We start from the raw sequence: 26222 nt of genomic DNA, 5'->3' as shown, positions 1-26222 counted from the left end.
GCCAGCGGTGCGCTGGCAGGGTGTTTTTCTTTTAGGAGAGGCCATCGTGGGAAATACTGTGCTTATTGGTATGATCCCGATAAACCTTCTTTCCGTATTCATTGCCGAATAAGTCAGGTGACGCACTTCTGCGTAAAAAGTTTACGCGCACAACGCTAATGCAGTTTCGGGCAGCGTGCCTGCCCTCAGTTGTTGCCATGGAGGCCTGTGCCGGTGCTCATTTTATGGTATACCGCATCAGCGATATCGGCCATAAGGTAAAACTTATCGCCCTCGCAACTCGTGCGTCCGTTTGCCAAAAGTAATGAAAATGCTTTTGTCGACGCTGAAGCAATATGTGAGGCTGGATCCTGCCCCGCAATGCGTTTTGCCCAGCCCACAGCAGAAGATCAGCAGGCGCTGCGAGTGCTACATCGGGTTCGAGAACCACTTATCAGAGGCAAGGTGAAAACGGCCAACCAAGTCCACGTTTTTTATCAGAGTTTGGGATCAGTCTGCCCATCGGTGATGCAGTAATAAAACGGCTGTCTCTGGTTCTGGCCGAATATGGACTCCCCGGATACCGTAACCGTCTGCTGGTGAAGTTGCATACTCACTCTCTTTACTTTGCCTTGCCTTGTTGAGCCAATAACAACGCTGGAGTCAGAATTAAACCAGTCAATCAAAGCTGATGATGCCATTCAACGCATCATGATAATACCCGGTGTTGGTTTGATTACGGCCCGCCTGCTCTCGCCCCAGCCCGGCGACGGCAAACAATTTTCATACAGCAGGCATTTTGCTGCTTCCACTGGAGTTGTTCCCCAGCAATACGGCACGGGCGGTAAATCGACGTTGGCGGGCATCAGCCGGTGGGGTGATATAAAAATGGGGGGCATAGATTTATTGGTATCTCTGTAGAGAAGGCGCTGGTGGGGCGTCGCATAGTGACAGCGTTCAACAAAAACGGTACAAAAATACCCTTAACAGGAAGCGCGGCCATGATGGCAGCGCTGTTTGCCCAGCAGGAGTGATTTAGCATGTCGTCCGCCCTGACGTTACAACCCGTGCGCCGCTTTAGCGGCGAGATTAATCTGCCCGGCTCGAAAAGCGTTTCCAACCGCGCCCTGCTCCTGGCAGCGCAGGCCCGCGGCGTAACGCGGCTGCATAACCTGCTCGACAGCGACGATGTGCGCTACATGCTCGATGCCCTTAAGGCGCTGGGCGTGCGCTATCAGCTGTCGGACTGCCGCACCCGCTGCGAGGTGCAGGGACTCGGGGGGACGCTGAGCGCCCACGGCGCGCTGACGCTGTTTCTGGGCAATGCCGGCACGGCGATGCGCCCGCTGGCGGCGGCGCTCAGCCTGGGGCTACGCGATGTGATCCTGACCGGGGAGCCGCGCATGAAGGAGCGTCCGATCGCGCATCTGGTGACCGCCCTGCGTCAGGGCGGTGCGCAGGTTGACTATCTGGAGAGCGATGGCTATCCGCCCGTACGTCTGCACGGCGGTTTTAACGGCGGAGAGATCAGCGTTGACGGCTCGGTCTCCAGCCAGTTTCTGACCGCGCTGCTGATGGCGGCGCCGATGGCGGCAGAGGAGACCCGTATCACCATTCTGGGAGAGCTGGTTTCCAAGCCCTATATCGCCATTACGCTGGCGATGATGCGGGCGTTCGGCGTGGAGGTGGAGAATCACGCGTATCGCCATTTCGTGGTGCGGGGGGGGCAGGTCTATCAGGCTCCGAGCGACTATCTGGTCGAAGGAGATGCATCCTCGGCGTCGTACTTTCTGGCCGGCGCAGCGATCGCCGGCGGTACCGTCCGGGTGACCGGAATTGGGCGCCACAGCATGCAGGGGGATATTCACTTTGCCGATGTGCTGGAAAAAATGGGGGCGCAGGTCGAATGGGGGAATGACTATATCGCCTGCACCCGGGATAGCCTGCACGGCATCGATATGGATATGAATGCGATCCCCGATGCGGCGATGACCATCGCCACCACCGCGCTGTTTGCCAAAGGGCCGACGACTCTGCGCAATATTTACAATTGGCGTGTCAAGGAGACCGATCGCCTGGCGGCAATGGCCAGTGAGCTGCGTAAGGTGGGTGCTGTGGTCGAGGAGGGGACGGACTTTCTGCGCATTGAGCCGCCCGCGCAGCTGCAGGCGGCGCAGATTGCCACCTACAACGATCACCGCATGGCCATGTGTTTTTCACTGGTGGCGTTGTCGGGCACGCCGGTGACCATCTGTGACCCCGGTTGTACCGCAAAAACCTTTCCCGATTACTTTCGCCAGTTCTCCGCGCTGTGCCATCCGCGCTAAGCCGCATTAGGATTTTATCTGTAAAGCCGGCGTAGACGTACGCCGGCTTTTTGCTATCCGATTGCACCGCCCTGCAGTGCAGGCAATCGTTTGGGGTTCGTCCGCTCTGCGGCTTTCGCCGTCAGTTTTCCCGCAACCCTCACCTTCAAGGGTAACAGTTCGCCCGGTGACAGCGTATAATACCGGCGTATTCCACGCCTGTCGCTGAGCGTGTTGGGGAATGGCGCGGGTCCAGCGAGGCCGCTATTCCCCAACATGTTTTTCCGATCCACAGGGTCGGAGGTTCCAATAGAGAGGAGACAACAATGACGGCGATAGTCCCGGTCATTACCGTAGATGGGCCCAGCGGCGCAGGTAAAGGAACGCTGTGCAAGGCGCTGGCACAGGCCCTTGGCTGGCATTTACTCGACTCCGGTGCGATTTACCGCGTGCTGGCGCTGGCGGCGCTGCACCATCAGGTTAATATCGATTCAGAAGAGGCGTTGGTTCCGCTGGCGGCGCACCTGGATGTGCGCTTTGACGCCGCCGAGGGCGATCTGCGGGTGATCCTGGAAGGGGAGGATGTCAGTACGGCGATCCGCACGGAAACCGTCGGCAACACTGCGTCGCGCGCGGCGGCCTTTCCCCGGGTGCGCGAGGCGCTGCTGCGGCGTCAGCGCGCATTTCGCGAGGCACCGGGGCTGATCGCCGACGGCCGAGATATGGGGACGGTGGTATTTCCCGATGCACCGGTGAAAATTTTTCTGGATGCCAGCGCGGAAGAGCGTGCTCACCGTCGCATGTTACAGTTGCAGGGAAAGGGTTTTGATGTTAACTTCGAAAGTCTTTTAGCCGAAATTAAAGAGCGCGATTTTCGCGATCGCAACCGGGCTGTGGCGCCATTAGTCCCGGCCGTGGGGGCGCTGCAACTCGACTCGACGAGCCTGTCTATCGAGCAGGTTATCGCGCAGGCATTGGCCCATGCGCGCCAGACACTGGTGTAAGCGGGTATTCACGGCGGTGCGGCATCGCCGCAGTCAACGGGGCAGTGCGTTATTATTTTTACGTGTTGTCTATTGTTGTTATTGATAAATTAGTTCGTTTAGCCGTGAGAAACGTTGTATAATTAGTACCCCTCGCCGCGATGGAATGCAGCTGAGGTATGTTAAACAACCCCGTCTGGCCGGATGCTAGATGGACGTTCAATTAAAGAATCCTGAAGATTATCAACATGACTGAATCTTTTGCTCAACTCTTTGAAGAATCCCTGAAAGAAATCGAAACCCGTCCGGGTTCCATCGTTCGTGGCGTTGTTGTTGCTATCGACAAAGACGTGGTACTGGTTGACGCCGGTCTGAAGTCTGAGTCTGCCATTCCGGCCGAGCAGTTCAAAAACGCTCAGGGCGAACTGGAAATCTCGGTAGGTGACGAAGTTGATGTGGCTCTGGATGCAGTAGAAGACGGCTTCGGTGAAACTCAGCTGTCCCGCGAAAAAGCTAAGCGTCACGAAGCTTGGCTGATGCTGGAAAAAGCTTACGAAGACGCTGCAACTGTTACCGGTGTTATCAATGGTAAAGTGAAGGGTGGCTTCACGGTAGAGCTGAACGGTATCCGCGCGTTCCTGCCGGGCTCCCTGGTAGACGTACGTCCGGTGCGTGACACTCTGCACCTGGAAGGCAAAGAGCTTGAGTTTAAAGTTATCAAGCTGGACCAGAAGCGCAACAACGTTGTAGTTTCTCGTCGTGCTGTCATCGAGTCTGAAAACAGCGCAGAACGCGATCAGCTGCTGGAAAACCTGCAGGAAGGCATGGAAGTTAAAGGTATCGTTAAGAACCTCACTGACTACGGTGCATTCGTTGATCTGGGCGGCGTTGACGGCCTGCTGCACATCACTGACATGGCTTGGAAACGCGTTAAGCATCCGAGCGAAATCGTCAACGTTGGCGATGAAATCACCGTTAAGGTGCTGAAGTTCGACCGCGAGCGTACCCGTGTATCCCTGGGTCTGAAGCAGCTGGGCGAAGATCCGTGGGTCGCTATCGCCAAGCGCTATCCGGAAGGTACCAAACTGACCGGTCGCGTGACCAACCTGACCGACTACGGCTGCTTCGTTGAAATCGAAGAAGGCGTTGAAGGCCTGGTTCACGTATCCGAAATGGATTGGACCAACAAGAACATCCATCCGTCCAAAGTTGTTAACGTTGGTGATGTTGTGGAAGTTATGGTTCTGGATATCGACGAAGAGCGTCGCCGTATCTCCCTGGGTCTGAAGCAGTGCAAATCCAACCCGTGGCAGCAGTTCGCTGAAACCCACAACAAGGGCGATCGCGTTGAAGGCAAGATCAAGTCAATCACTGACTTCGGTATCTTCATCGGCCTGGAAGGCGGCATCGACGGTCTGGTGCACCTGTCTGACATCTCTTGGAACGTTGCCGGCGAAGAAGCCGTTCGCGAATACAAGAAAGGTGACGAAATCGCCGCTGTCGTTCTGCAGGTTGACGCAGAGCGTGAGCGCATCTCCCTGGGCGTTAAACAGCTGGCGGAAGATCCGTTCAACAACTACATCTCTCTGAACAAGAAAGGTGCAATTGTTACTGGTAAAGTCACCGCTGTTGACGCAAAAGGTGCTACAGTTGAATTAGCTGATGGCGTAGAAGGCTATCTGCGTGCTTCTGAAGCCTCTCGCGACCGCGTTGAAGATGCGACTCTGGTTCTGAACGTAGGCGACGAAGTTGAAGCCAAGTTCACTGGCGTTGATCGTAAAAATCGCGTTGTAAGCCTGTCTGTTCGTGCTAAAGACGAAGCGGAAGAGAAAGATGCAATGGCTGCCGTAAACAGCCAGGATGATGTAAACTTCTCTAATAACGCTATGGCTGAAGCATTCAAGGCTGCTAAAGGCGAATAATGATGAGGGCGGCGTTAGCCGCCCTATAACGGTAGTTAAGCTGCATCGTGCGCTCTCCCTTAATGGGAGACACAGCTTGGAGGATATATGACCAAGTCAGAACTCATTGAAAGACTTGCCAGTCAGCAGCCTCATCTGCCTGCTAAGGCCGTTGAGGATGCGGTAAAAGAGATGCTGGAACATATGGCAGCTACGCTAGCCGATGGTGAACGCATCGAGATCCGTGGTTTTGGCAGTTTTTCACTTCACTACCGTGCTCCCCGCATCGGTCGTAACCCGAAAACCGGCGAGAAAGTGGAGCTGGAAGGTAAATACGTTCCCCACTTTAAACCGGGTAAAGAGTTGCGCGATCGGGCAAACATCTACGCTTGACTGCGGATTGAATTGATTAAAATGGCGCCGAATGGCGCCATTTTTCTTTGCCATCCCGCGCCAGTCCTTTCTCCCGTATTTCTTTCCCCTCCCGTCCGTGAACGGAGTAGGTTTGCATTGGCGATGACGCTTTTTGCGCGCCGCTGCGCAGGCGTGTGTCTTGCCGGATTACCCAGAGCGCCTTTACGTGCACACTCCCCGCTTTAACCTGCTGTGGAGTACGAATGGGGCTACCGACAGCGTTATCTTATCTGGCGTGCGGTATGCTGCCGCTGCTGTGGCTGCCTACGCTGCTGTCGGGGCACGCGTCGGCGCTGCTGCTGGGGGTGGCACTGCTGTGTCTGCTGCGGCGCGGTAGGTTGAGTCTGCGGATAGGGCTGCTGTGTCTGGGGCTGCTGTGGGGCAGCGAGCGGTGCCATCAAGCGCTGCAGCCGCTCGTCTATGCCGATCGCGCTGTGACCATCGAGGGGCAGGTGGTGTCGGCGTCGCTGGCGATCGCCGCACAGCGGCAACCGGTCATTCTGCGGGTAACCCGGCTGGGGGGACGGGCGGTAGCGCCGTTTCGTATGCTGCTGCACTGGAACAGCTTACGCTTCCCTTTCGCGGCCGGGCAGCGTTGGCAGGCGGATGTGATGCCGCGAGCACTGCACGGTACCCTGAACCCGGCGGGTTTCGATCGCCAGCGCCATTACCTGTCTCAGAATGTGGTGCTGAGCGCGACGCCGCGCGGCTACCGTCAGCTGGATCCCCGGCGTACGCTGCGCCAGCGGGTCATCGACCTGACCGACCAATATCTGGCCGACCACCCGGCACGACCGCTGCTGCTGGCGCTGCTGTTCGGCGAGCGGGGAGAGATAACGGCAGAATCACGCACGCTGTTGCGTCAGAGCGGGACGCTGCATCTGCTGGCGATCTCTGGGCTGCATATTGCCTTGGTCGCCGTGCTGGCTCACGGGGTCTGGCGCGCTCTGGCTCTGCTTTTGCCGTTGCATTGGCAGACACCGCGCCCGGCTTTGGCGCTGGCGGTGCTGGCCGCCTGGGGCTATGCCTGGCTGGCGGGCATACCGCCGCCGACGCTGCGCGCTGCGCTGATGGTGACACTGTATGCCTTATGGCGCTGGCGCGGGTGTCAGTCTACGCTGCGCGATGTGCTCACGCTGGCCCTGTCGCTGGGACTGCTAAGCGAGCCGCTGCTGCTGCTATCGTCGGGCTTTTGGTTGTCGGTGAGTGCGGTAGCATTGTTGTTGTTCTGGTCCGCCTGGCAGCCGCTGGGGGATCGGCTACGCAGGCCCTGCTGTGCACCGCTGCGATTACTGCACCTGCAGCTGGGACTGCTGCTGCTGTTGTCGCCGCTGCAGCTGGTGCTGTTCCACGGAATCAGCTGGACAGCGCCGCTGGCTAATTTGGTGGCGGTACCGCTGGTCTCGCTGGGTGTCATGCCCCTGGCGCTGGCGGGGCTGCTGCTGACGCTGAGTGGTTTATCGCTGGCGGGAGAGGGGGCATGGCGTGTGGCACTGTGGCTGCTGGAGGCGCTGTTGGCGCTGCTGCGTCGCTTGCCCGATGGCTGGCTGACACCGAGCGGGCTCGCCTTGGTTTATAGCGTGCTGGTGTTGGCGCTGGCTCTGCTGTGGTCGATTCGCCAGGGGTGGCGCGATCTGTGGCTGTTTCTGTTGTGCGGACTGTTGGCCGTCGGATGGGGGCTGTATGGACGCCGCAGTGGCGAGGGGTGGCGGGTCGATATGATGGATGTCGGGCATGGACAGGCTATTGCGATCAGCCGTAACGGACAGGCGCTGCTGTATGACAGCGGTGGACGCTGGCCGGGCGGCGACGCGGCGCAGCAGGTCTTGTTGCCATACCTTCGCTGGCAGGGGCTCTGGCTGAGCGGGATCATCATCAGCCATACCGACAGCGATCATGCGGGGGGGCGACAGACGCTGAGCCAGGCCTACCCCCAGGCCTGGGTCGCCTCGCCAGCGCCGGACGATCTTCCGTGTCGGCGCGGTCTGCATACCTACTGGCAGGGGCTACGGCTCGACTTCCTCTGGCCGCCGCGGGGGGTGACCCGCCCGCGTAACAACGACTCGTGCGTCGTGCGCATCAGCGGGCCGGGGGGCGCGCTGCTGCTGACGGGGGATATTGAGGCCGACAGCGAGCGGGCGCTGCTGGCGGCGGGGACGCAGCTGCACGCCGAGGTGATGCAGGTTCCCCATCACGGTAGCCGCAGCTCCTCCACCGAGGGGCTGCTGCAGGCAGTGCAGCCCGCCCTGGCGCTGGCGTCGGCCGCCCGCTACTCCCCCTGGCGCTTTCCCGCGCCGTCGGTACGTCAGCGTTACGGCCTACGGGGTATCGCCTGGCGGGATACTGCTCACGCTGGGATGATTCGGGTGGATTTTTCCGCCACCGGCTGGCGGGCCAGCACCCAGCGGCAGCAAATAGATCCGCATTGGTATCATGCTTGGTTTGGCGTTGACGGCCATAACGGGTAAAATAATCCGCTGTTTCATTCCTAACTGGTTCATTAAATGCTGAATGATAAAGATCTCTCGACCTGGCAGACGTTTCGTCGGCTGTGGCCGATGATCGCTCCCTTTAAAGCGGGGCTCATCGTGGCGTCGGTGGCGTTGGTGATCAACGCGGCCAGCGATGCCTACATGCTGTCGTTGCTTAAGCCGCTGCTGGACGACGGGTTTGGTAAGACGGGGTCCGACATCCTCAAGTGGATGCCGTTTGCCGTTATTGGGCTAATGGTGCTGCGTGGACTGTCCGGCTTTGTCTCCTCTTACTGCGTTTCCTGGGTTTCCGGCAAGGTGGTAATGAATATGCGCCGCGGCCTGTTTTCCCATATGATGGGGATGCCGGTTTCGTTCTTCGACCAGCAGTCGACCGGTACGCTGCTGTCGCGCATCACCTATGACTCCGAACAGGTGGCCTCTTCCTCCTCCGGTGCGCTGATCACGGTCGTACGAGAAGGAGCCTCGATTATTGCGCTGTTCTGCCTAATGTTTTATTACAGCTGGCAATTGTCGGTGATCCTGATCGTTTTGGCGCCGATCGTGTCGTTTGCTATCCGCTATGTTTCCAAGCGCTTTCGTAACATCAGTAAAAATATGCAGAGCTCCATGGGGCTGGTGACCGCCAGCGCAGAGCAGATGCTGAAGGGGCATAAAGAGGTGCTGATCTTCGGTGGGCAGAAGGTAGAGAGCGAGCGTTTCAACACGGTTAGCAATCACATGCGCCAGCAGAGTATGAAGATGGTGACGGCGTCGTCGATCTCTGACCCGATCATCCAGCTTATCGCTTCGTTTTCGCTGGCTTTCGTACTCTACGCCGCCAGTTTCCCGAGCGTGATGGATACGCTGACCGCCGGGACCATCACCGTGGTGTTCTCTTCCATGATCGCCCTGATGCGTCCGTTGAAGTCACTGACCAACGTCAATTCGCAGTTCCAGCGTGGTATGGCGGCCTGCCAGACCCTGTTCGCCATTCTGGATTTGGAACAGGAGAAGGATGAAGGCAAGCGTGTGTTGACGGCAGATCACGCCAAAGGGGATATCCATTTCAAGCAGGTGACCTTTACCTATCAGGGGAAGGATGTGCCGGCGCTGCGTGACATCAGCCTGACCATTCCGGCCAATAAGACGGTGGCACTGGTGGGCCGCTCCGGCTCCGGGAAGTCGACCATTGCGCACCTGCTGACACGTTTCTATGATATTCAGCAGGGGATGATTCTGATCGATGGACACGATCTGCGTGAATATACCCTGAGTTCGCTGCGCGATCAGGTGGCGCTGGTTTCACAGAGCGTGCACCTGTTTAACGATACCATCGCCAACAACATCGCCTATGCGCGTGATAATACCTACACCCGCGAGGAGATTGCGCATGCGGCGCGCCTGGCCTATGCGATGGACTTTATCGATAAAATGCCGCAGGGGCTGGATACCATCATCGGGGAGAACGGTGTGATGTTATCCGGCGGTCAGCGCCAGCGCATTGCCATTGCCCGTGCGCTGCTGCGTGACTGCCCGATCCTGCTCCTCGATGAGGCGACCTCGGCGCTGGATACCGAATCAGAGCGTGCGATTCAGGCGGCGTTGGATGAGCTGCAGAAGAATCGTACCTCGCTGGTGATCGCCCATCGCCTCTCGACCATTGAGAGTGCCGACGAGATCCTGGTGGTGGAGGACGGCTGTATTGTGGAGCGCGGCAACCATCGTACATTGCTGGATAACGATGGCGTTTACGCCCAGCTCTACCGGATGCAGTTCGGACAATGATCGCGCGGATCTGGTCTGGGCGCTCGCCGCTGTATCTGCTGCTGCTGCCTCTCTCTTGGCTGTATGGCCTGGTGGCGCTGCTGCGTCGTCAGGCCTATCGCCGCGGTTGGATCCGGGTCTGGCGGGCGCCGCTGCCGCTGGTGGTAGTGGGGAATCTGACTGCCGGTGGCAATGGTAAGACGCCGCTGGTTATCTGGCTGGTAGAGCAGCTGCAACGACGTGGCTACCGGGTTGGCGTGGTATCGCGCGGCTACGGTGGCCGGGCCACATGCTATCCATTGGTGCTGGGACCGGATACCCGCAGCGTGGAGTGTGGCGATGAGCCGCTGCTGATAGCCCAGCGCACCGGCGCCCGGGTCGCGGTGGCACCACAGCGTAGCGCAGCGGTACAGGCGTTGCTGGCTCAGGAGCCGCTGGACGTGGTGATCACCGACGATGGCCTGCAGCACTATGCACTGGCGCGCGATATGGAGCTGGTAGTGATCGACGGCGAGCGCCGCTTTGGTAACGGCTGGTGGCTGCCGGCCGGACCGATGCGCGAGCGGGCTGCCCGGCTATGCAGCGTCGATGCGGTGATCGTCAACGGAGGCCTCCCCCGAACCGGCGAGATCCCGATGGCGCTGACTGGCCATACGCTGGTCAATCTGCGCAGTGGAGAGCGGCGTGTGGCGGGGCAATTTGTGACGCCGGTTGTTGCCATGGCTGGAATAGGGCATCCACCGCGTTTTTTTCATACTCTGACCCAGCTGGGAATCCCGCTGCAGGCGACCCATGCCTTTGCCGACCATCAGGCGTATCAGGCACAGGTGCTGGCGGCGCTGACGCCGCAGGCGCAGCCGTTGCTGATGACCGAAAAAGATGCAGTGAAATGCCGTGCCTTTGCCCAAGATAACTGGTGGTATTTGCCGGTCAGCGCTACGCTGCCCGCGGAGGCTGGTGATCGCCTGCTGGCGCGCATCGCCGCGCTGGTTGCAGCCCAGCCGCGCGGGTAGGGCCGTCCGCGGCGGCGGACGGGCTCCGCTGCCCGGGGGCGCCGATCGTTTAGGTAGTGAATATTTAAAAAGGGAAATTTTTAGGCAAAAAACGGCTTGCTCAATCGCGGCGTTTATGCGTAAATGGTCTCGGCCTGTAAAACAGACCCGATTTATGTACGACATGAGAATAAAGCTGTTACTCTTTTAAGACGTTATCCTTGGTGATTCCGCTTGTTCGAGAACCCTCTTCTTAGTGCCACCCATAAGTTAGTTTCTGCATTCGGCCTAACCCCCCCGATGGGGCAATTTCAGTTAAAATTTAAGGTAATTCACATGTCTAAGAAGACTGGTCAGGTAAAGTGGTTCAACGAAAGCAAAGGCTTCGGCTTTATCGAGCAGCATGACGGCGGTAAAGATGTATTCGTACATTTCTCTGCCATCACCGGTGACGGTTTCAAAACGTTGGCTGAAGGCCAGCGTGTAGAGTACACCATTCAGGACAGCCCGCGCGGGCCGGCTGCCGCCAACGTTGTTGCGCTGTAATTACATCGCATAACGCGTGACAATGCGCTTATCGTTAGCGCGGCGATGTGTTCGCCAGTGACGTGCATTGTCTATCAAGAAAGCCCGCCTTTTACGGCGGGCTTTTTGTATCTGTAATTCACCAAGGCTCACGAGGTTTATAACGATAACGTGACAGAGCATGACCACTCCGAGGGCATATGTCCGAGCGGGTGTGCTGATAAGAAGGAATAAATAAAATGATATTAAAAATGGGTTTCGTGAAGTGGTATGACCCGACTGCGGGTCTGGGTGTAATCTCTCCTCTGGACGGCGGTGATGATCTGTACGTCAGCCGGACCGGTATTGCCAGCGCGCACAATAAGCTGCTGCGCGAAGGGCAGCGGGTCGAGTTCTCGACGCCTTGCGGTCGCCGCAGTCAGATGGCGGAAGATGTCATCGCCTACTGATGTACCGTGCAGCCAGCGTTTTCCCTACACGCTTCCACGCTGGCCGCTGATAGCGCCTTTCTTCCTTGCTCATTCGCGTATTTATTCACCTGATTTTCGTCAACAACTTCATGTTTTCAGATTTTGAGATGGCGTGGTACCCAGATTTGCATCATAGTGAATCACGCCTTTGCACGCTGATGCCCGGTGGGTTGCATTCTGCACACCCGGGCTGTGCCCGCGGATGATTAATTCCCCTGAAGGGGGTATGCTAGCACTACTTTTGGATAGCAAAATCAGTAGGACCCTTTACGCATGGATCACCGTTTACTCGAGATAATTGCCTGCCCGGTATGTAACGGAAAGCTCTCCTTTAACCAGGAGCATCAGGAGCTCGTCTGTAAAATTGACCGTTTGGCCTTTCCGCTGCGTGACGGCATCCCCGTGATGCTGGAAAGCGAGGCCCGACCCTTGCCGCAGGAAGAGAATTGATGAGTTTTATTGCTATTATCCCATCCCGATATGCATCGACCCGTCTGCCGGGGAAGCCGCTGGCGGACATCGCCGGTAAACCCATGGTGGTACATGTGATGGCCCAGGCCCAGGCCTCCGGCGCGGAGCGGGTCATTGTGGCGACCGATCACCCTGATGTACAGCACGCCGTGCTGCAGGCGGGGGGCGAGGTGTGTATGACGCGCGCCGACCATAATTCGGGGACTGAACGGCTGGCCGAGGTGGTTGAGCTCTGCGGCTTTGCTGATGACGACATCATCGTCAACGTACAGGGTGATGAGCCGCTGATCCCGCCGCAGATTATTCGTCAGGTGGCTGAAAACCTGGCACGCTGTGACGCCGGTATGGCGACGCTGGCTGTGCCGATCCACGACGCCGCTGAAGCCTTTAACCCCAATGCGGTGAAGGTGGTGCGTGACAGCCAGGGGTATGCGCTCTATTTCTCTCGCGCTGCCATTCCCTGGGATCGCGAGCGCTTTGCTGTCTCGCAGAGCCAGATCGGGCAAACGTTTCTGCGTCACATCGGTATTTATGCCTATCGCGCCGGTTTTATCCGCCGCTATGTGAACTGGGCGCCCAGCCAGCTTGAGCAGATTGAGATGCTGGAGCAGTTGCGGGTGCTGTGGTACGGCGAGAAGATCCACGTGGACGTCGCGCTGCAGGCGCCGGGCACCGGGGTAGACACTCCAGAGGATCTGGACTGTGTACGGGCGATCCTGGCATCGCAGGGACAGAACTGACCGCGTTTGTGGTGATATGAGTCGAAGTGAAAGCGTGCTATTGCACGCTTTTTTTGATCTTAGCGCGTGTGGAGGTGCGCATTCTCGCCCATGATAAAGTAATCCGGTGATGAAAAGGGTATGACGGATGGATCAACTGAAAGCGGAGTTAAGCGCAGCGCTGGGTGAGCCAGTGGGGCGCATGGTGCAAATCAGCGAGCAACCCTATGCTAGTCTGTATGCGCTCTATACCCGTCAGGGTACGGCTATTCCGCTGGTGGCGAAAAGCTACCTGTGCGGTGGCGTGGCGCAGCAGGAGGCCTATAAGCTCTCGATGCTGGCCCGTCAGGGAACTGTCCGCCTGCCCGCCGTATTCGGCGTACTGGTGACACAGCAGAGTCCGTTTCAAGAGGTGCTGCTGATGGAGCGCCTGTCCGGGGTTGCCGCTGAGGCGCCCGCCCGCAGCCCAGCGCGCTGGGAGAGCCTGAAAGAGCAGATCGTTGAGGGGCTGCTGAGCTGGCATCGTATCGATAGCCATGGCTGCGTGGGAAACGTCGATAGCGTACAGGAGAATGGCTGGGCTGAGTGGTATCAGCAGCGGGTGACGGTGATCGGCTCGCTGCTGGACGCAGCACATATGGGGTCGTTAGCGATGCCTGTGCGACAGGCGTTGGTGCGCAGCCAGGCGCAGCTGGCTGCGCTGTTCCAGGACTTTGATGACGGTGCGGTGCTGGTGCATGGTAACCTGACACTGCGTAGCGTACTGAAAGAGAGCCGTAGCGATCAGCTGCTGGCCATGCTGAATCCCGGCATGATCCTGTGGGCCCCGCGGGAGTACGACCTGTTTCGACTGAGTGAGGACGACATGTCGACAGATCTGCTGGGCTGCTATCTGCGCAAAGCGCCGGTCAGTGAGGCATTTATGGCGCGTCGCTGGCTGTATATGTTGTGGGAGGCGGCCAACCGCTATCTGCACACGGGGGTCCAGGAGCAGGCGGTGCTCACCCGGGCGGCGGCGCAGCTGTTGCCGTGGCTGGGGTAATATTATTCTCGTTCATCGGCGCGGATTCACCGCGCCGTCAATCACTTTGATGCACTCTCGCGTTGAAAATGATACGTCGTCTACCACTTTGATAGCGCGACGCAAACGTTTAATCTCACACTCTCCGCGCCGCGCCACTGCCGCCGGCAATAAATGTGACGCCTTCCTCAATTCTCGTTTCATTTTATCCTGAATGCTGTTTTAGACGACAAATGCGCATGCTCTGTGCATGGTGATAACGTCAGCGTCCGACGAGTACGGGGCGCGGCAGATGCCATGATATCGGGGCGCACCATCACGGCGTGCACCTGAGCCAGGGGAAGCGAATGCCTCTCGAATCGTAGCCGACGGCGGACGCCGTCGCGCCGTAAGGAGTGATGAGTCCATGAGCGTCATGAAGAATCCGCCAGCGGAAAGCGCTGCGCAGCCTGTCGATGAAGTTGAGCGTAAGCTGCCTATCGCGCAGCTGTTTACTCTGGGACTGCAGCATGTACTGGTGATGTATGCCGGCGCCGTGGCGGTGCCGCTGGTGATCGGTGGCAGCCTTGGCCTGCCCAAAGATCAAATCGCCTTTCTGATCAGCTCCGATCTGTTTTGCTGCGGCGTAGTGACCCTGCTGCAGTGTCTGGGGATCGGCCGCTTTGCCGGTATTCGACTGCCGGTGATCATGTCAGTTACCTTCGCTGCCGTTACGCCGATGCTGGCGATTGGCGCCGATCCCACCATCGGCCTGACCGGGATCTTTGGCGCGACCATCGCCTCGGGGATTCTGGCGACCCTGCTGGTACCGCTGGTCGGACGCCTGATGCCGCTGTTTCCCAACGTAGTGACCGGGGTAGTGATCACCTCTATCGGCATCAGCATTATGCAGGTGGGGATCGACTGGGCGGCAGGCGGCAAGGGGAATCCGGACTACGGCAGTCCGCTGTATCTGGGGACCTCGCTGCTGGTGCTGGTGTTTATTCTGCTGGTGACCCGTTATGCCAAGGGCTTCCTCGGCAATATTTCGGTACTGCTGGGCATCGTCTTTGGTTTCCTGGTGGCGCTGTGGCTGGGAGAGGTCAGCTTTGACGGACTGAGCGATGCTGCCTGGTTCGCGCCGATCCACCCCTTTGCCTTTGGCTGGCCCACCTTCGAGCCAATCTCCATCGTGACGCTGACGGTGGTGATGCTGATTACCTTTATCGAGTCAATGGGGATGTTTCTGGCGCTGGGTGACATTGTCGGCCGCCCGGCCAAGCAGCACGATATCGTACGCGGCCTGCGGGTGGACGGTATTGGTACCATTATCGGCGGTATGTTTAACAGCTTTCCGCACACCTCCTTTTCGCAGAACGTCGGTCTGGTGAGCGTGACTGGGGTTGCCAGCCGCTGGGTTTGCGTGATGTCCGGCGTCATCCTGCTGATGTTCGGGCTGATCCCCAAGATGTCGGTGATCGTGGCCTCTGTGCCGCAGTTTGTGCTGGGCGGCGCCGGGATCGTGATGTTTGGCATGGTATTGGCCACTGGGATCCGTATTCTGGCACGTACGGATTTCAGCCATAACCGGTTTAATCTGTATATCGTCGCCATCAGCCTGGGGGTCGGGATGATCCCGACGGTATCCAGCCACTTCTTTAGCCAGCTTCCACCCGCCCTGCAGCCGCTGCTGCACAGCGGTATCCTGCTGGCCAGCGTCAGCGCCGTCGCCCTGAACCTGTTCTTTAACGGCTATCAGCGCGATGAGCGGGTCGTCAAGATGCGCGCCGAGCGGCGGGCGGCCCGTCAGGCCGACTCATCACGGGCCTCTTAGCCGCCGCAGGTGTTCAGATGCCGTAGACCGCCGCTGGGGGCTATGGCACCGTTAAATCAGCCGCGGAGCGGCGCATAGCGGATGCGCTCGCCTGCAGAGGGGAAAGCGATGCACACGAAGAAGACGCTGGTGATTAAGAATGCCGATCTGCTGGTCACGATGGATGACCGGCGCCGGGAGATCCGCGGTGGCTGCATGCTGGTGGAGGGATGTCGTATTGTGGCGGTCGGCGGCAGCGAGCTGCTGGCCGCCGGCGCCGACGAGGAGCTGGATCTGCGCGGGCACGTGGTGATCCCGGGGATGGTCAACACCCATCACCATATGTTCCAGACCCTGACGCGTGCGCTGCCTGGCGCTCAGGACGCCGAGCTGTTCTCATGGCTGGAGACGCTGTACCCGGTATGGGGACGTCTGACGCCGGAGATGATTTATATCTCGGCCCAGACGGCGATGGCGGAGCTGATGCTCTCCGGCTGCACGACCTCCAGCGACCACCTGTACCTGTTTCCCAACGGCTGTCGTCTGGATGACAGCATCGATGCGGCGCGTGAAATCGGTATGCGCTTTCACGCCTGTCGCGGCAGTATGAGTCTGGGACGCAGCCGCGGTGGCCTGCCGCCCGATGCGCTGGTAGAGCGTGAGGAGGCGATTCTGGAGGATTCGCTGCGGCTGATCCAGTCCTATCATGATGCGGCGCGCTTCAGCATGCTGCGGATCGCGCTGGCGCCTTGCTCCCCCTTTTCCGTCAGTCGGGAGCTGATGAAAAAGAGCGCGCAGCTGGCGCGTCAGCACGGGGTCTCGCTGCATACCCATCTGGCGGAGAATGATAATGACGTCAGTTACAGTCAGCGCCACTTTGGTATGACTCCGGCGGAGTATGTGCGCGATCTGGGCTGGACTGGCCCGGACGTCTGGCATGCACACTGCGTGAAGCTGGATGCGCAGGGGATCGATCTGTTTGCCCGCACCCAGACCGGGGTCGCCCACTGCCCATGCTCCAACATGCGTCTGGCGTCGGGGATCGCGCCGATCCGCCAGATGGTGGATGCCGGGGTGCCGGTCGGTATCGGCGTGGATGGTTCGGCTTCTAACGACGGCAGCTCCCTGCTGGCCGAGGCGCGTCAGGCGATGCTGCTGCAGCGGGTGGCCAGCGGGCCACAGGCCATGAGCGCGCGTGAGGCTCTGTGGCTGGCGACGCGGGGCGGGGCACAGGTCCTTAACCGTGACGACATCGGCGCGCTGGCGCCGGACATGGCGGCGGACTTTGTCGCCTTTGATCTGCGCGGCCTGGGCACCGCCGGCGCCCGTCACGATCCGCTGGCAGCGCTGGTGTTCTGCAATCCGGGCAACGTGGCTCTCAGCGTGATCAATGGCCGGGTGGTGATCCGCGACGGTCAGCTGCAGACGATCGATCTGTCGCAGGTGATCGCGACGCATAACCGCCTGAGCACGTTGCTGCTGCACCCCGATCCGCTGTAGTCCTAGCGGGCGCGCCACAGCCAGCGGCGGCACAGCAGGTAGGTCGTCGCCGGCAGCAGCAGCAGGCAGGCGGTGGCGGTCAGCAGCGCCGTCGTGGTGCCCAGATCGGTGGTCCAGGCAAAAAAGAACCCCAGCATGCTGACGGTTTCCAGCGGGCTGCCGTTCAGCGCGGCGTTCTGCGGCCTGGCGAGCGCGTCGAACAGCAGCACCTGTCCCTCAAAGGTTAACAGTGCGATGGCCAGGCTGTAGAGGCGGGCGCGCCGCCGCGTTAAGATCCGTAGGTTCATTTCTCCTCCGTCGGTGCCGCCGTGCGCCGATCCTGACCCTGTCCGGTGAGAGCTTGCCAGAGGCGCCCCAGGGTTTCATACCCGGCGCGTTCGCTGTGCCCCAGGTAGAGCGGAGAGGGGAGCCAGCGCTCCCAGGGATTGAGCGGGCTGGCGATCGCCAGCTGGTTGGCCGGTGCTGGAATCGGATCGAGCCCCTGATGATGGAAAAAGCCCAGCGCCCGCGGCATATGGTTGGCCGAGGTGACCAGAATCAGCGGCGCGTTACCGACGACGCCTGCGACGGCCCGCGCCTCCTGGCCGGTATCCCGGGGACTGTCCAAAACGATAATACGCTGTTCATCGACGCCCAGCGAACGCGCCACCTGCGCCGCGACCTCGGCGCTGCTGAGCGGGTTCCCCTGCGCCGCTGCGCCGGTAAAGATAAGCTGCGCCTGCGGGTTCAGGGCGAGCTGGCGAATGCCCTCGGTCACCCGCGGCAGGCTGTTGCCGATCAGGTTGGAGCTGGGCGCCCACTGCGGGTTATAGGTGTAGCCGCCGCCGAGAACCACCACATAGCGGGCCTGATGCGGGCCGTTCAGGGTAGGGTAACGATTCTCCAGTGGGGCAAGCAGGCGATCGGCCAGCGGTTGCATGCTCAGCAGGAGAATACCCAGCCAAGCGAGCGAAACGAGGACTTTTCCTATGCGCTGACGGCGAGTGAACCAGAGCAGCGCCAGGCCGAGAGCGCAGATCGACAGGAGCAGCGGCAGCGGTAATAGCAGCATACCGACAAATTTTTTGAGCTCAAATAGCATGACAACCGTCTCTTTTGGATGAAAAAACGTCATTCGCGTCGAATATCAGGCTGATAATATTCATTCTACGATAGCCTGTGTCAAAATGTACCTTTGATCCTTTGGACCTCGTGCGGCGGCTGACCGCGCGGCTCAAAGGGGGCTGACCAGCCTAAGTCACCCGGCGTGCGGAGTGGGGAGTATGCAGGATCGTAATTTTGACGATATCGCGGAGAAGTTTGCGCGTAATATTTATGGCACCACCAAGGGGCGTATCCGTCAGGCGGTTCTGTGGCAGGATTTGGAAACCCTGCTGGCCGGTTTACCGCAGCGTCCGCTGCGCATCCTGGATGCCGGTGGTGGGCAGGGGCAGATCGCCTGTCAGCTGGCGGCGCGTGGTCACCGGGTGATCCTGTGCGATATTTCGGCGCAGATGTTGCAGCGTGCGGCGCAGCACGCCGAGGAGCAGGGTGTTAGCGCGCGCATGGAATTGGTACAAAGTCCGGCGCAGGAGATGCATCGCCATTTGGCCGAGCCGGTGGATCTGGTATTGTTTCACGCTGTCCTGGAGTGGGTGGCACAGCCACAGGCGGTGTTGGCAGCGCTGGAGAAATGCCTGGCGCCAGGCGGCGCGCTGTCGCTGATGTTCTATAACTACAATGGGTTGCTGATGCTGAATACCCTGGTGGGGAATATGGAATATGTGAAGCTCGGCATGCCAAAGCGCAAGCGACGTTCGCTCTCGCCCGACCATCCGCTGGATCCCGTACAGGTGTATGGCTGGTTGGAGCAGCTGGGACTGACCATCAGCGGTAAGACCGGGGTGCGGGTATTCCATGATTATCTGCGGGATAAGACACAACAAATCGGGGCCTTTGACGATCTGCTGGCGCTGGAGCAGCGCTATTGTCGTCAGGAGCCCTTTGTAAGTTTGGGGCGCTATATCCACGTGATGGCGCACAAAGGTGACATGAGGGATCCATTATGAGCGATTTTTCCCAGACAGTACCAGAGCTGGTTGCCTGGGCGCGCAAAAATGATTTCGCCTTAACGCTGCCGACCGAGCGACTGGCCTTTCTGCTGGCTATCGCTACCCTTAACGGTGAGCGTTTGGACGGTGAAATGAGCGAGGGGGATCTGGTCGACGTATTCCGTCATGTCAGCAAGACATTTGAACAGACGCACGAAACCGTCGCCCAGCGCGCCAACAATGCGATTAACGATCTGGTTAAGCAGCGCCTGCTTAACCGCTTTACCAGCGAGCTGGCGGAGGGGAACGCCATCTATCGCCTGACTCCGCTGGGGATCAGTATTTCCGATTACTATATCCGTCAGCGCGAGTTTTCTACCCTGCGTCTGTCGATGCAGCTCTCTATCGTGGCCCAGGAGCTGCGTGCGGCGGGGGACGCGGCAGAAGAGGGCGGCGATGAGTTTCACTGGCAGCGCAACGTGTTTGCGCCGCTGAAATATTCGGTGGCGGAGATCTTTGACAGCATCGATCTGACCCAGCGGCTGATGGATGAGCAGCAGCAGGGGGTTAAGCGTGATATCGCCGGGCTGCTCACCCAGGATTGGCGGGCGGCGATCTCCAGCTGTGAGCTGTTGCTGTCGGAAACCTCCGGTACCCTGCGCGAATTGCAGGATACCCTGGAGGCGGCGGGGGATAAGCTGCAGGCCAACCTGCTGCGCATCCAGGATGCGACCCTGGGGCAGGAGGCGCTGGGCTTTGTCGATAAGTTGGTGTTCGACCTGCAGGCCAAGCTGGATCGTATTATCAGCTGGGGACAGCAGGCGATCGATCTGTGGATCGGCTATGACCGCCACGTACACAAATTTATCCGTACCGCCATCGATATGGATAAGAACCGGGTCTTCGCCCAGCGCCTGCGCCAGTCGGTACAGGGGTATCTGGAGGCGCCCTGGGCGCTGACCTACGCCAACGCCGAGCGGTTGCTGGATATGCGCGACGAAGAGCTGATGCTGCTCAATGCCGAGGTGACCGGCGAACTGCCGCCCGATTTGGAGTTTGAGGAGTATTCCGAGCTGCGTGAGCGGCTGGCGGCGCTGATCGAGCAGGAGCTGCAGGTCTACCGCCAGGAGCAGCGGCCGCTGGATCTGGGGCGGGTACTGCGCGAATACCTGGCGCGCTATCCGCGCCAGCGCCATTTTGACATGGCAAGAATTTTGGTTGACCAGGCGGTACGCCTGGGTGTAGCCGAAGCAGATTTTAACGGATTGCAGGCCCAGTGGCAGGCGATCAATGAGTACGGAGCCAAGGTGCAGGCCCATGTCATCGACAAATACTGAAAATACTATGCCGGCCAAGCTGGCACAGGCGGTGTTTAATCCGCTGTTTCCCGCGCTGGACAGCCAGTTGCGCGCCGGGCGTCATATCGGCATCGACGATCTGGACAATCACGCTTTCCTGATGGATTTTCAGGAGGAGCTGGAGCTGTTTTATGGGCGCTATAATGTCGAGCTGATCCGTGCGCCGGAGGGCTTCTTCTATCTGCGTCCCCGCTCCACGACCCTGATCCCCCGCTCGGTGCTGTCTGAGCTGGACATGCTGGTGGGCAAGATCCTCTGTTATCTCTACCTCAGCCCGGAGCGGCTGGCCCATGAGGGGATCTTCAGTCAGCAGGAGCTGTATGACGAGCTGCTGACCCTGACCGATGAGAGCAAGTTGCTCAGGCTGGTTAACCAGCGCTCGACCGGCTCTGATCTGGACCGTCAGAAGCTACAGGAGAAGCTGCGCACCTCGCTGAACCGCCTGCGCCGGCTGGGAATGGTGTTCTTTATCGGTAGCGACAGCGCCAGGTTCCGCATTACCGAGGCGGTGTTCCGCTTCGGCGCCGACGTACGTGCCGGCGACGATGTGCGCGATGCCCAGATGCGCCTGATCCGCGATGGCGAGGCGGTCACGCTGGAGCCATCGCTGGCGCTCAATGACGGCGCGGCGGACGACGCGCAGGCGGAACAAGAATCCGAGGATGCAGAGGATGAACAGGAATGATTGAACGCGGTAAGTTTCGCTCGCTGACCCTGGTTAACTGGAACGGCTTCTTTGCCCGGACCTTCGATTTGGACGAGCTGGTGACCACCCTCTCCGGCGGCAATGGGGCGGGAAAGTCCACCACCATGGCGGCCTTTGTGACCGCCCTGATCCCGGATCTGACCCTGCTGCATTTCCGCAACACCACCGAGGCTGGCGCCACCAGCGGGTCACGCGATAAGGGCCTGCATGGCAAGCTGCGCCCCGGGGTGTGCTATGCCGCGCTGGACGTGGTGAACTCCCGTCACCAGCGGGTGCTGGTTGGGGTGCGCCTGCAGCAGGTGGCTGGCCGCGATCGCAAGGTGGATATCAAGCCCTTCGCCATTCAGGGGCTGCCGACGGCGTATCAGCCGACCCAGCTGCTGACCGAGACAGTCGATGGCCGTCAGGCGCGGGTGCTGGCGCTGCCCGAACTGAAGGAGCGGGTAGAGGCGATCGACGGGGTGCAGTTCAAGCAGTTCAACTCGATTACCGACTACCATGCGCTGATGTTCGATCTGGGCGTGGTGCCGCGCCGCCTGCGTTCAGCGGCGGATCGCAGCAAATTCTACCGGCTGATTGAGGCCTCGCTGTACGGCGGCATCTCCAGCGCGATCACCCGTTCGCTGCGCGACTATCTGTTGCCGGAGAACGGCGGGGTGCGTAAGGCGTTCCAGGACATGGAGGCAGCGCTGCGCGAGAACCGCATGACGCTGGAGGCGATTCGGGTAACCCAGTCCGACCGCGATCTGTTTAAACACCTGATCAGCGAGGCCACCGCCTATGTTTCGGCGGACTATATGCGTCATGCCAACGAGCGGCGCAGCCATCTGGATCAGGCGCTGCAGCTGCGTCGCGAACTGCTCGGCGGGCGGCGACAGCTGCTGAGCGAGCAGTATCGCCACGTGGAGATGGCGCGTGAGCTGGAGGAGCAGAACGGCGCCGAAGCGGATTTGGAAACCGATTACCAGGCGGCCAGCGACCACCTGAATCTGGTGCAGACCGCGCTGCGTCAGCGGGAGAAGATCGAACGCTATCAGGGCGATCTGGAGGAGCTAAGCTACCGTCTGGATGAGCAGAGCGAGGTGGCGGCCGAAGCGCAGGAACAGTATGAGTCCTGTCAGGAGCGCAGCGAGGCAGCGGAGGCGGAGGTCGATGAGCTGAAGAGCCAGCTGGCCGACTACCAGCAGGCGCTGGACGTACAGCAGACGCGGGCTATCCAGTATCAGCAGGCGCTGCAGGCGCTGGCGCGGGCGCAGACGCTGTGCACGCTGCCGGCGCTGAGCGCCGACGACGTGGAAAGCTGGCTGGAGGACTTTCGCGCCCGGGAAGAAGAGGCGACCGAGCTGCTGCTGCAGCTGGAGCAGAAGCTGAGCGTGGCCAACGCGGCACACAGCCAGTTTGAGGAGGCCTACCGCCTGGTGGCCCGGGTGGTGGGCGAGGTCAGCCGCAGCGACGCCTGGCAGGCCGGGCGCGCGCTGCTGCGCGAGTGGCCAGCGCTACAGCATCAGGCCCAGCGCGTTGCGCCCATCGGCGCCCGCCTGGCCGAGCTGGAGCAGCGGCTGAATGCCCAGCAGGATGCCGAGCGGCTGCTGCAGGAGTGCGTTAAGCGCAGCGGGCGCGACTGTGACGCGCAGCAGTTGGACGCCCTGCAGGCCGAACTGGAGGCGCAGATCGATACCCTGACCCAGCAGGCGGCCGACGCCGGTGAGCGCAGCATGGCGTTGCGTCAGGAGCTGGAGCAGATCGCCGGGCGGGTCGGCACGCTGAGCGCGCGGGCGCCGGCGTGGATCGCCGCTCAGGAGGCGCTGAATGCCCTGGAGTCTCAGTGCGGCGAAACGCTGGAGGAGAGCCGTGCAGTGACCGACCAGATGCAGCAGTTGCTGGAGCGTGAGCGCGAGTACACCGTCGAACGCGACGAGATCGCCGCCCGCAAGGGGGCACTGGAGCGGGAGATCGAGCGCCTGAGCCAGCCCGGCGGTGCCGAGGATGCCCGGCTGATCGCGCTGGCAGAGCGCTTTGGCGGTGTGCTGCTGTCAGAGATCTACGACGATGTCACGCTGGACGATGCGCCCTACTTCTCGGCGCTGTATGGGCCGTCGCGCCACGCCATCGTGGTGCCGGATCTGGCCGCGGTGCGCGCGCAGCTGGCGGGGCTGGAGGAGTGCCCGGAAGATCTCTACCTGATCGAGGGGGATCCGCAGTCCTTCGACGACAGCGTTTTTGCCGTTGAGGAGCTGGAGAAGGCGGTGGTGGTGAAGATCGCCGATCGCCAGTGGCGCTACTCCCGTTTCCCATCGCTGCCGCTGTTTGGCCGTGCGGCGCGCGAGAGCCGTCTGGAGACGCTGTACACCGAGCGCGAGGCGCTGGCGGAGCGTTATGCCACCCTGTCGTTCGACGTACAAAAGATCCAGCGTCTGCACCACGCCTTCAGCCGCTTTATCGGCAGCCATCTGGCGGTGGTATTTGATAACGATCCGGAGCAGGAGCTGCGCCAGCTACAGCAGCGCCGGGGTGAGATTGAGCGCGAGTTCACCGGCCAGGACGCCCAGACCCAGCAGCAGCGTCAGCAGTTGCAGCAGGCGCGCGAGCTGGCCGGGCTGCTGAATCGCCTGGTACCCCAGGTGGGGCTGCTGGCGGATGAAACGCTGCCCGATCGGGTCGACGAACTGCGTGAGGAACTGGAGCAGGCCCGCGATGCGGCGCGCTATCTGCAGCAGCACGGCGCCACGCTGGCGGCGCTGGAGCCGGTGATCGGCGTGCTGCAGAGTGATCCGCAGCAGCATGAGCAGCTGCAGCAGGATTATCAACAGGCGCTGCAGCGTCAGCGTCTGACCAAGCAGCAGGCCTTTGCCCTGACCGAGGTGGCGCAGCGTCGTGCCCATTTCAGCTATAGCGATGCGGTGGGGATGCTGGGCGAAAACGCTGACCTCAACGAGCGTCTGCGTCAGCGTTTGGAGCACGCCGAGGCCGATCGCAGCCGCAGCCGCGAGCAGCTGCGTCAGCATCAGGCTCAGCTGGCCCAGTACAATCAGGTGCTGGCGTCTCTGAAGAGCGCCTTCGATGCCAAGCGTGACATGCTGCAGGAGCTGCAGCAGGAGATGCAGGATATCGGCGTAGTGGCGGATGCGAGCGCCGAGGCGCGGGCCCGTACGCGCCGCGATGAGCTACACGCCGCCCTGAGTGAAAACCGCAGCCGGCGCAATCAGTTGGAGAAGCAGATCACCATCTGCGAGGCGGAGATGGAGTCGCTGATCAAGCGACTGCGTAAGGCCGAGCGCGATTACCATCTGATGCGAACCCAGGTGACCCAGGCCAAGGCGGGCTGGTGTGCGGTGATGCGTTTGGTGAGGGATAACGGCGTCGAGCGCCGTCTGCACCGGCGAGAGCTGGCCTATATGGATGCAGACGAGCTGCGCTCCATGTCGGATAAGGCGCTGGGCGCCCTACGTCTTGCGGTGGCGGATAACGAGCATCTGCGCGACGTGCTGCGCCTGTCGGAGGACCCGAAGCGTCCCGAGCGCAAGGTACAGTTCTATGTGGCGGTCTATCAGCATCTGCGGGAACGTATCCGCCAGGATATTATCCGCAGCGACGATCCTATCGATGCCATTGAGCAGATGGAGATCGAACTGGCGCGTCTGACGGAGGAGCTGACGGCGCGTGAACAGAAGCTGGCCATCAGTGCCCGCAGCGTGGCGAACATCATCCGCAAGACCATTCAGCGCGAGCAGAACCGTATCCGCATGCTGAACCAAGGGCTGCAGTCGGTGGCCTTTGGCCAGGTCAACAGCGTACGCCTGAACGTGAATGTACGCGACAGCCACGCCATGCTGCTGAACGTGCTTTCCGAGCAGCAGGAGCAGCATCAGGATCTGTTCAACAGCAACCGCCTGACCTTCTCAGAGGCGCTGGCCAAGCTGTATCAGCGCCTGAATCCGCAGATCGATATGGGACAGCGTACTCCGCAGACCATCGGTGAGGAGCTGCTGGACTACCGCAGCTATCTGGAGATGGAGGTGGAGGTGAACCGTGGATCGGACGGCTGGCTGCGTGCGGAGAGCGGTGCGTTGTCAACCGGCGAGGCGATCGGTACCGGGATGTCGATCCTGGTAATGGTGGTGCAGAGCTGGGAGGAGGAGTCACGCCGCCTGCGCGGTAAGGATATCTCCCCCTGCCGACTGCTGTTCCTGGATGAGGCGGCGCGCCTTGACGCCAAGTCTATCGCGACGCTGTTCGAACTGTGTGAGCGGCTGGAGATGCAGCTGATCATCGCCGCGCCCGAGAATATCAGCCCGGAAAAAGGCACCACCTATAAACTGGTGCGTAAGGTGTTCAACCATATCGAACACGTGCATGTGGTGGGGCTGCGCGGCTTTAGCGCCGCGGCGGAGGAGGAGCACATGGCGCAGCCGCTGGAGGATACTCCGGCCTGAGGGAGCACCTTGGCACACCGCGTCGTCGTCTGACGGCACCCCGACGGCCCGCTTTGTGCGGGCCGTGATCTTTTTGGCCGCTGAACGGTGGCAATACGGGAAGTATCTGAAGGCGTGAATGTTCGCTGGCGTTGGGTTATCTGCTGCTAGCATTATGTCATAAAGTGACATAAATATTTGTCTGCGATGCTTTTTCCCTCGTCTTTTTTTTGGAAAAATAGCAACATAGTCATGTTACCTATGTCTGTGGCGTGGGCGTGAGCGGATCGGAATGACGATGGCGCACAGGGCGGTAGCGTAGCTTGTTACCGTAGCGAGGCCGCCAATCGGCGGTTTATTCTGTATAATTTGCATTAGGTGCCCGACAGTATCGCTGTGGGCGAA

Annotated in this window: 20 protein-coding genes and 1 pseudogene; 19 read left to right on the top strand and 2 right to left on the bottom strand. The window is 60.3% G+C overall.

Annotation, left to right across the window (positions count from 1 at the left end; genetic code table 11):
* Window positions 1–12: 12 nt before the first annotated feature.
* The 15 genes and pseudogenes from EIEH_RS17470 to EIEH_RS06150 form a co-directional block, all read left to right on the top strand.
* Window positions 13–861: pseudogene (locus tag EIEH_RS17470) on the top strand (IS110 family RNA-guided transposase); the annotation flags it as partial.
* A gap of 158 nt (window positions 862–1019) precedes the next feature.
* Entirely contained in the window at window positions 1020–2306 is a 1287-nt protein-coding gene (aroA, locus tag EIEH_RS06210) for a 3-phosphoshikimate 1-carboxyvinyltransferase (protein ID WP_015871741.1), read from the top strand.
* 305 nt (window positions 2307–2611) lie between these two features.
* Window positions 2612–3289, top strand: coding sequence for a (d)CMP kinase (gene cmk, locus EIEH_RS06205; RefSeq protein WP_015871740.1), 678 nt, complete (start codon window positions 2612–2614; stop codon window positions 3287–3289).
* Window positions 3290–3516: 227 nt separating this feature from the next.
* Window positions 3517–5190 (top strand): 30S ribosomal protein S1, encoded by a 1674-nt coding sequence (gene rpsA, locus EIEH_RS06200; RefSeq protein WP_015871739.1) that lies wholly within the window; start codon window positions 3517–3519, stop codon window positions 5188–5190.
* 87 nt (window positions 5191–5277) lie between these two features.
* Window positions 5278–5562: an integration host factor subunit beta gene (gene ihfB, locus EIEH_RS06195; RefSeq protein ID WP_005287510.1), complete on the top strand. Its 285-nt coding sequence runs from the start codon at window positions 5278–5280 to the stop codon at window positions 5560–5562.
* Window positions 5563–5786: 224 nt separating this feature from the next.
* A complete protein-coding gene (locus tag EIEH_RS06190; protein ID WP_015871738.1) occupies window positions 5787–8051 on the top strand; it encodes a DNA internalization-related competence protein ComEC/Rec2 in 2265 nt (754 codons plus the stop codon).
* 36 nt (window positions 8052–8087) lie between these two features.
* Window positions 8088–9842, top strand: a complete 1755-nt coding sequence (msbA, locus tag EIEH_RS06185) for a lipid A ABC transporter ATP-binding protein/permease MsbA (protein WP_015871737.1) — start codon at window positions 8088–8090, stop codon at window positions 9840–9842.
* Entirely contained in the window at window positions 9839–10834 is a 996-nt protein-coding gene (gene lpxK, locus EIEH_RS06180) for a tetraacyldisaccharide 4'-kinase (protein ID WP_015871736.1), read from the top strand. Before msbA ends, lpxK begins: the two co-directional genes overlap by 4 nt.
* Before the next feature lie 315 nt (window positions 10835–11149).
* Complete coding sequence (cspE, locus tag EIEH_RS06175) at window positions 11150–11359, top strand: transcription antiterminator/RNA stability regulator CspE (RefSeq protein WP_005296986.1); 210 nt, start codon at window positions 11150–11152, stop codon at window positions 11357–11359.
* A 218-nt stretch (window positions 11360–11577) separates the two neighbouring features.
* Window positions 11578–11787, top strand: coding sequence for a cold-shock protein (locus tag EIEH_RS06170; RefSeq protein ID WP_015871735.1), 210 nt, complete (start codon window positions 11578–11580; stop codon window positions 11785–11787).
* A 294-nt stretch (window positions 11788–12081) separates the two neighbouring features.
* Complete coding sequence (locus tag EIEH_RS17465) at window positions 12082–12258, top strand: Trm112 family protein (RefSeq protein WP_015871734.1); 177 nt, start codon at window positions 12082–12084, stop codon at window positions 12256–12258.
* The gene (gene kdsB / locus EIEH_RS06165) at window positions 12258–13019 is read left to right on the top strand and encodes a 3-deoxy-manno-octulosonate cytidylyltransferase (protein ID WP_015871733.1); all 762 of its coding nucleotides are present in this window, start codon (window positions 12258–12260) and stop codon (window positions 13017–13019) included. Before EIEH_RS17465 ends, kdsB begins: the two co-directional genes overlap by 1 nt.
* 127 nt (window positions 13020–13146) lie before the next feature.
* Complete coding sequence (locus EIEH_RS06160) at window positions 13147–14040, top strand: YcbJ family phosphotransferase (protein ID WP_015871732.1); 894 nt, start codon at window positions 13147–13149, stop codon at window positions 14038–14040.
* Between the two features lie 385 nt (window positions 14041–14425).
* On the top strand, window positions 14426–15832 hold the full coding sequence (locus EIEH_RS06155) for a nucleobase:cation symporter-2 family protein (protein WP_015871730.1): 1407 nt from the start codon (window positions 14426–14428) through the stop codon (window positions 15830–15832).
* Window positions 15833–15940: 108 nt separating this feature from the next.
* The gene (locus EIEH_RS06150; RefSeq protein ID WP_015871729.1) at window positions 15941–17311 is read left to right on the top strand and encodes an 8-oxoguanine deaminase; all 1371 of its coding nucleotides are present in this window, start codon (window positions 15941–15943) and stop codon (window positions 17309–17311) included.
* A gap of 2 nt (window positions 17312–17313) precedes the next feature.
* Here the strand turns inward: EIEH_RS06150 and EIEH_RS06145 are convergent, their stop codons facing one another.
* Window positions 17314–17598 carry a hypothetical protein gene (locus EIEH_RS06145; protein ID WP_015871728.1) on the bottom strand — a complete coding sequence of 95 codons (285 nt, stop codon included), beginning with the start codon at window positions 17596–17598 and terminating at the stop codon, window positions 17314–17316.
* Window positions 17595–18392 (bottom strand): envelope biogenesis factor ElyC, encoded by a 798-nt coding sequence (gene elyC, locus EIEH_RS06140; RefSeq protein WP_015871727.1) that lies wholly within the window; start codon window positions 18390–18392, stop codon window positions 17595–17597. The genes EIEH_RS06145 and elyC overlap by 4 nt, the downstream gene beginning before the upstream one ends.
* A 181-nt stretch (window positions 18393–18573) precedes the next feature.
* Between elyC and cmoM the strand changes: the two genes are divergently transcribed.
* The 4 genes from cmoM to mukB are packed head-to-tail and all read left to right on the top strand — an operon-like array spanning window position 18574 to window position 25838.
* Window positions 18574–19359, top strand: a complete 786-nt coding sequence (gene cmoM / locus EIEH_RS06135) for a tRNA uridine 5-oxyacetic acid(34) methyltransferase CmoM (protein WP_015871726.1) — start codon at window positions 18574–18576, stop codon at window positions 19357–19359.
* A complete protein-coding gene (mukF, locus tag EIEH_RS06130) occupies window positions 19356–20678 on the top strand; it encodes a chromosome partition protein MukF (RefSeq protein ID WP_015871725.1) in 1323 nt (440 codons plus the stop codon). Before cmoM ends, mukF begins: the two co-directional genes overlap by 4 nt.
* The gene (mukE, locus tag EIEH_RS06125; protein ID WP_035609032.1) at window positions 20659–21384 is read left to right on the top strand and encodes a chromosome partition protein MukE; all 726 of its coding nucleotides are present in this window, start codon (window positions 20659–20661) and stop codon (window positions 21382–21384) included. Before mukF ends, mukE begins: the two co-directional genes overlap by 20 nt.
* Window positions 21381–25838, top strand: a complete 4458-nt coding sequence (gene mukB / locus EIEH_RS06120; protein ID WP_015871723.1) for a chromosome partition protein MukB — start codon at window positions 21381–21383, stop codon at window positions 25836–25838. The genes mukE and mukB overlap by 4 nt, the downstream gene beginning before the upstream one ends.
* Window positions 25839–26222 lie beyond the last annotated feature (384 nt).

Source organism: Edwardsiella ictaluri ATCC 33202, assembly GCF_000264785.1.
Taxonomy (GTDB): Bacteria; Pseudomonadota; Gammaproteobacteria; order Enterobacterales; family Enterobacteriaceae; genus Edwardsiella; species Edwardsiella ictaluri.
This window is presented reverse-complemented; position numbering and strand designations above follow the sequence as displayed.

Bases quoted from the DNA above. Each gene is read 5' to 3' on its own strand.
- aroA (WP_015871741.1), top strand. From the start codon at position 1,020: ATGTCGTCCGCCCTGACGTTACAACCCGTGCGCCGCTTTAGCGGCGAG.
- cmk (WP_015871740.1), top strand. From the start codon at position 2,612: ATGACGGCGATAGTCCCGGTCATTACCGTAGATGGGCCCAGCGGCGCA.
- rpsA (WP_015871739.1), top strand. From the start codon at position 3,517: ATGACTGAATCTTTTGCTCAACTCTTTGAAGAATCCCTGAAAGAAATC.
- ihfB (WP_005287510.1), top strand. From the start codon at position 5,278: ATGACCAAGTCAGAACTCATTGAAAGACTTGCCAGTCAGCAGCCTCAT.
- EIEH_RS06190 (WP_015871738.1), top strand. From the start codon at position 5,787: ATGGGGCTACCGACAGCGTTATCTTATCTGGCGTGCGGTATGCTGCCG.
- msbA (WP_015871737.1), top strand. From the start codon at position 8,088: ATGCTGAATGATAAAGATCTCTCGACCTGGCAGACGTTTCGTCGGCTG.
- lpxK (WP_015871736.1), top strand. From the start codon at position 9,839: ATGATCGCGCGGATCTGGTCTGGGCGCTCGCCGCTGTATCTGCTGCTG.
- cspE (WP_005296986.1), top strand. From the start codon at position 11,150: ATGTCTAAGAAGACTGGTCAGGTAAAGTGGTTCAACGAAAGCAAAGGC.
- EIEH_RS06170 (WP_015871735.1), top strand. From the start codon at position 11,578: ATGATATTAAAAATGGGTTTCGTGAAGTGGTATGACCCGACTGCGGGT.
- EIEH_RS17465 (WP_015871734.1), top strand. From the start codon at position 12,082: ATGGATCACCGTTTACTCGAGATAATTGCCTGCCCGGTATGTAACGGA.
- kdsB (WP_015871733.1), top strand. From the start codon at position 12,258: ATGAGTTTTATTGCTATTATCCCATCCCGATATGCATCGACCCGTCTG.
- EIEH_RS06160 (WP_015871732.1), top strand. From the start codon at position 13,147: ATGGATCAACTGAAAGCGGAGTTAAGCGCAGCGCTGGGTGAGCCAGTG.
- EIEH_RS06155 (WP_015871730.1), top strand. From the start codon at position 14,426: ATGAGCGTCATGAAGAATCCGCCAGCGGAAAGCGCTGCGCAGCCTGTC.
- EIEH_RS06150 (WP_015871729.1), top strand. From the start codon at position 15,941: ATGCACACGAAGAAGACGCTGGTGATTAAGAATGCCGATCTGCTGGTC.
- EIEH_RS06145 (WP_015871728.1), bottom strand. From the start codon at position 17,598: ATGAACCTACGGATCTTAACGCGGCGGCGCGCCCGCCTCTACAGCCTG.
- elyC (WP_015871727.1), bottom strand. From the start codon at position 18,392: ATGCTATTTGAGCTCAAAAAATTTGTCGGTATGCTGCTATTACCGCTG.
- cmoM (WP_015871726.1), top strand. From the start codon at position 18,574: ATGCAGGATCGTAATTTTGACGATATCGCGGAGAAGTTTGCGCGTAAT.
- mukF (WP_015871725.1), top strand. From the start codon at position 19,356: ATGAGCGATTTTTCCCAGACAGTACCAGAGCTGGTTGCCTGGGCGCGC.
- mukE (WP_035609032.1), top strand. From the start codon at position 20,659: ATGTCATCGACAAATACTGAAAATACTATGCCGGCCAAGCTGGCACAG.
- mukB (WP_015871723.1), top strand. From the start codon at position 21,381: ATGATTGAACGCGGTAAGTTTCGCTCGCTGACCCTGGTTAACTGGAAC.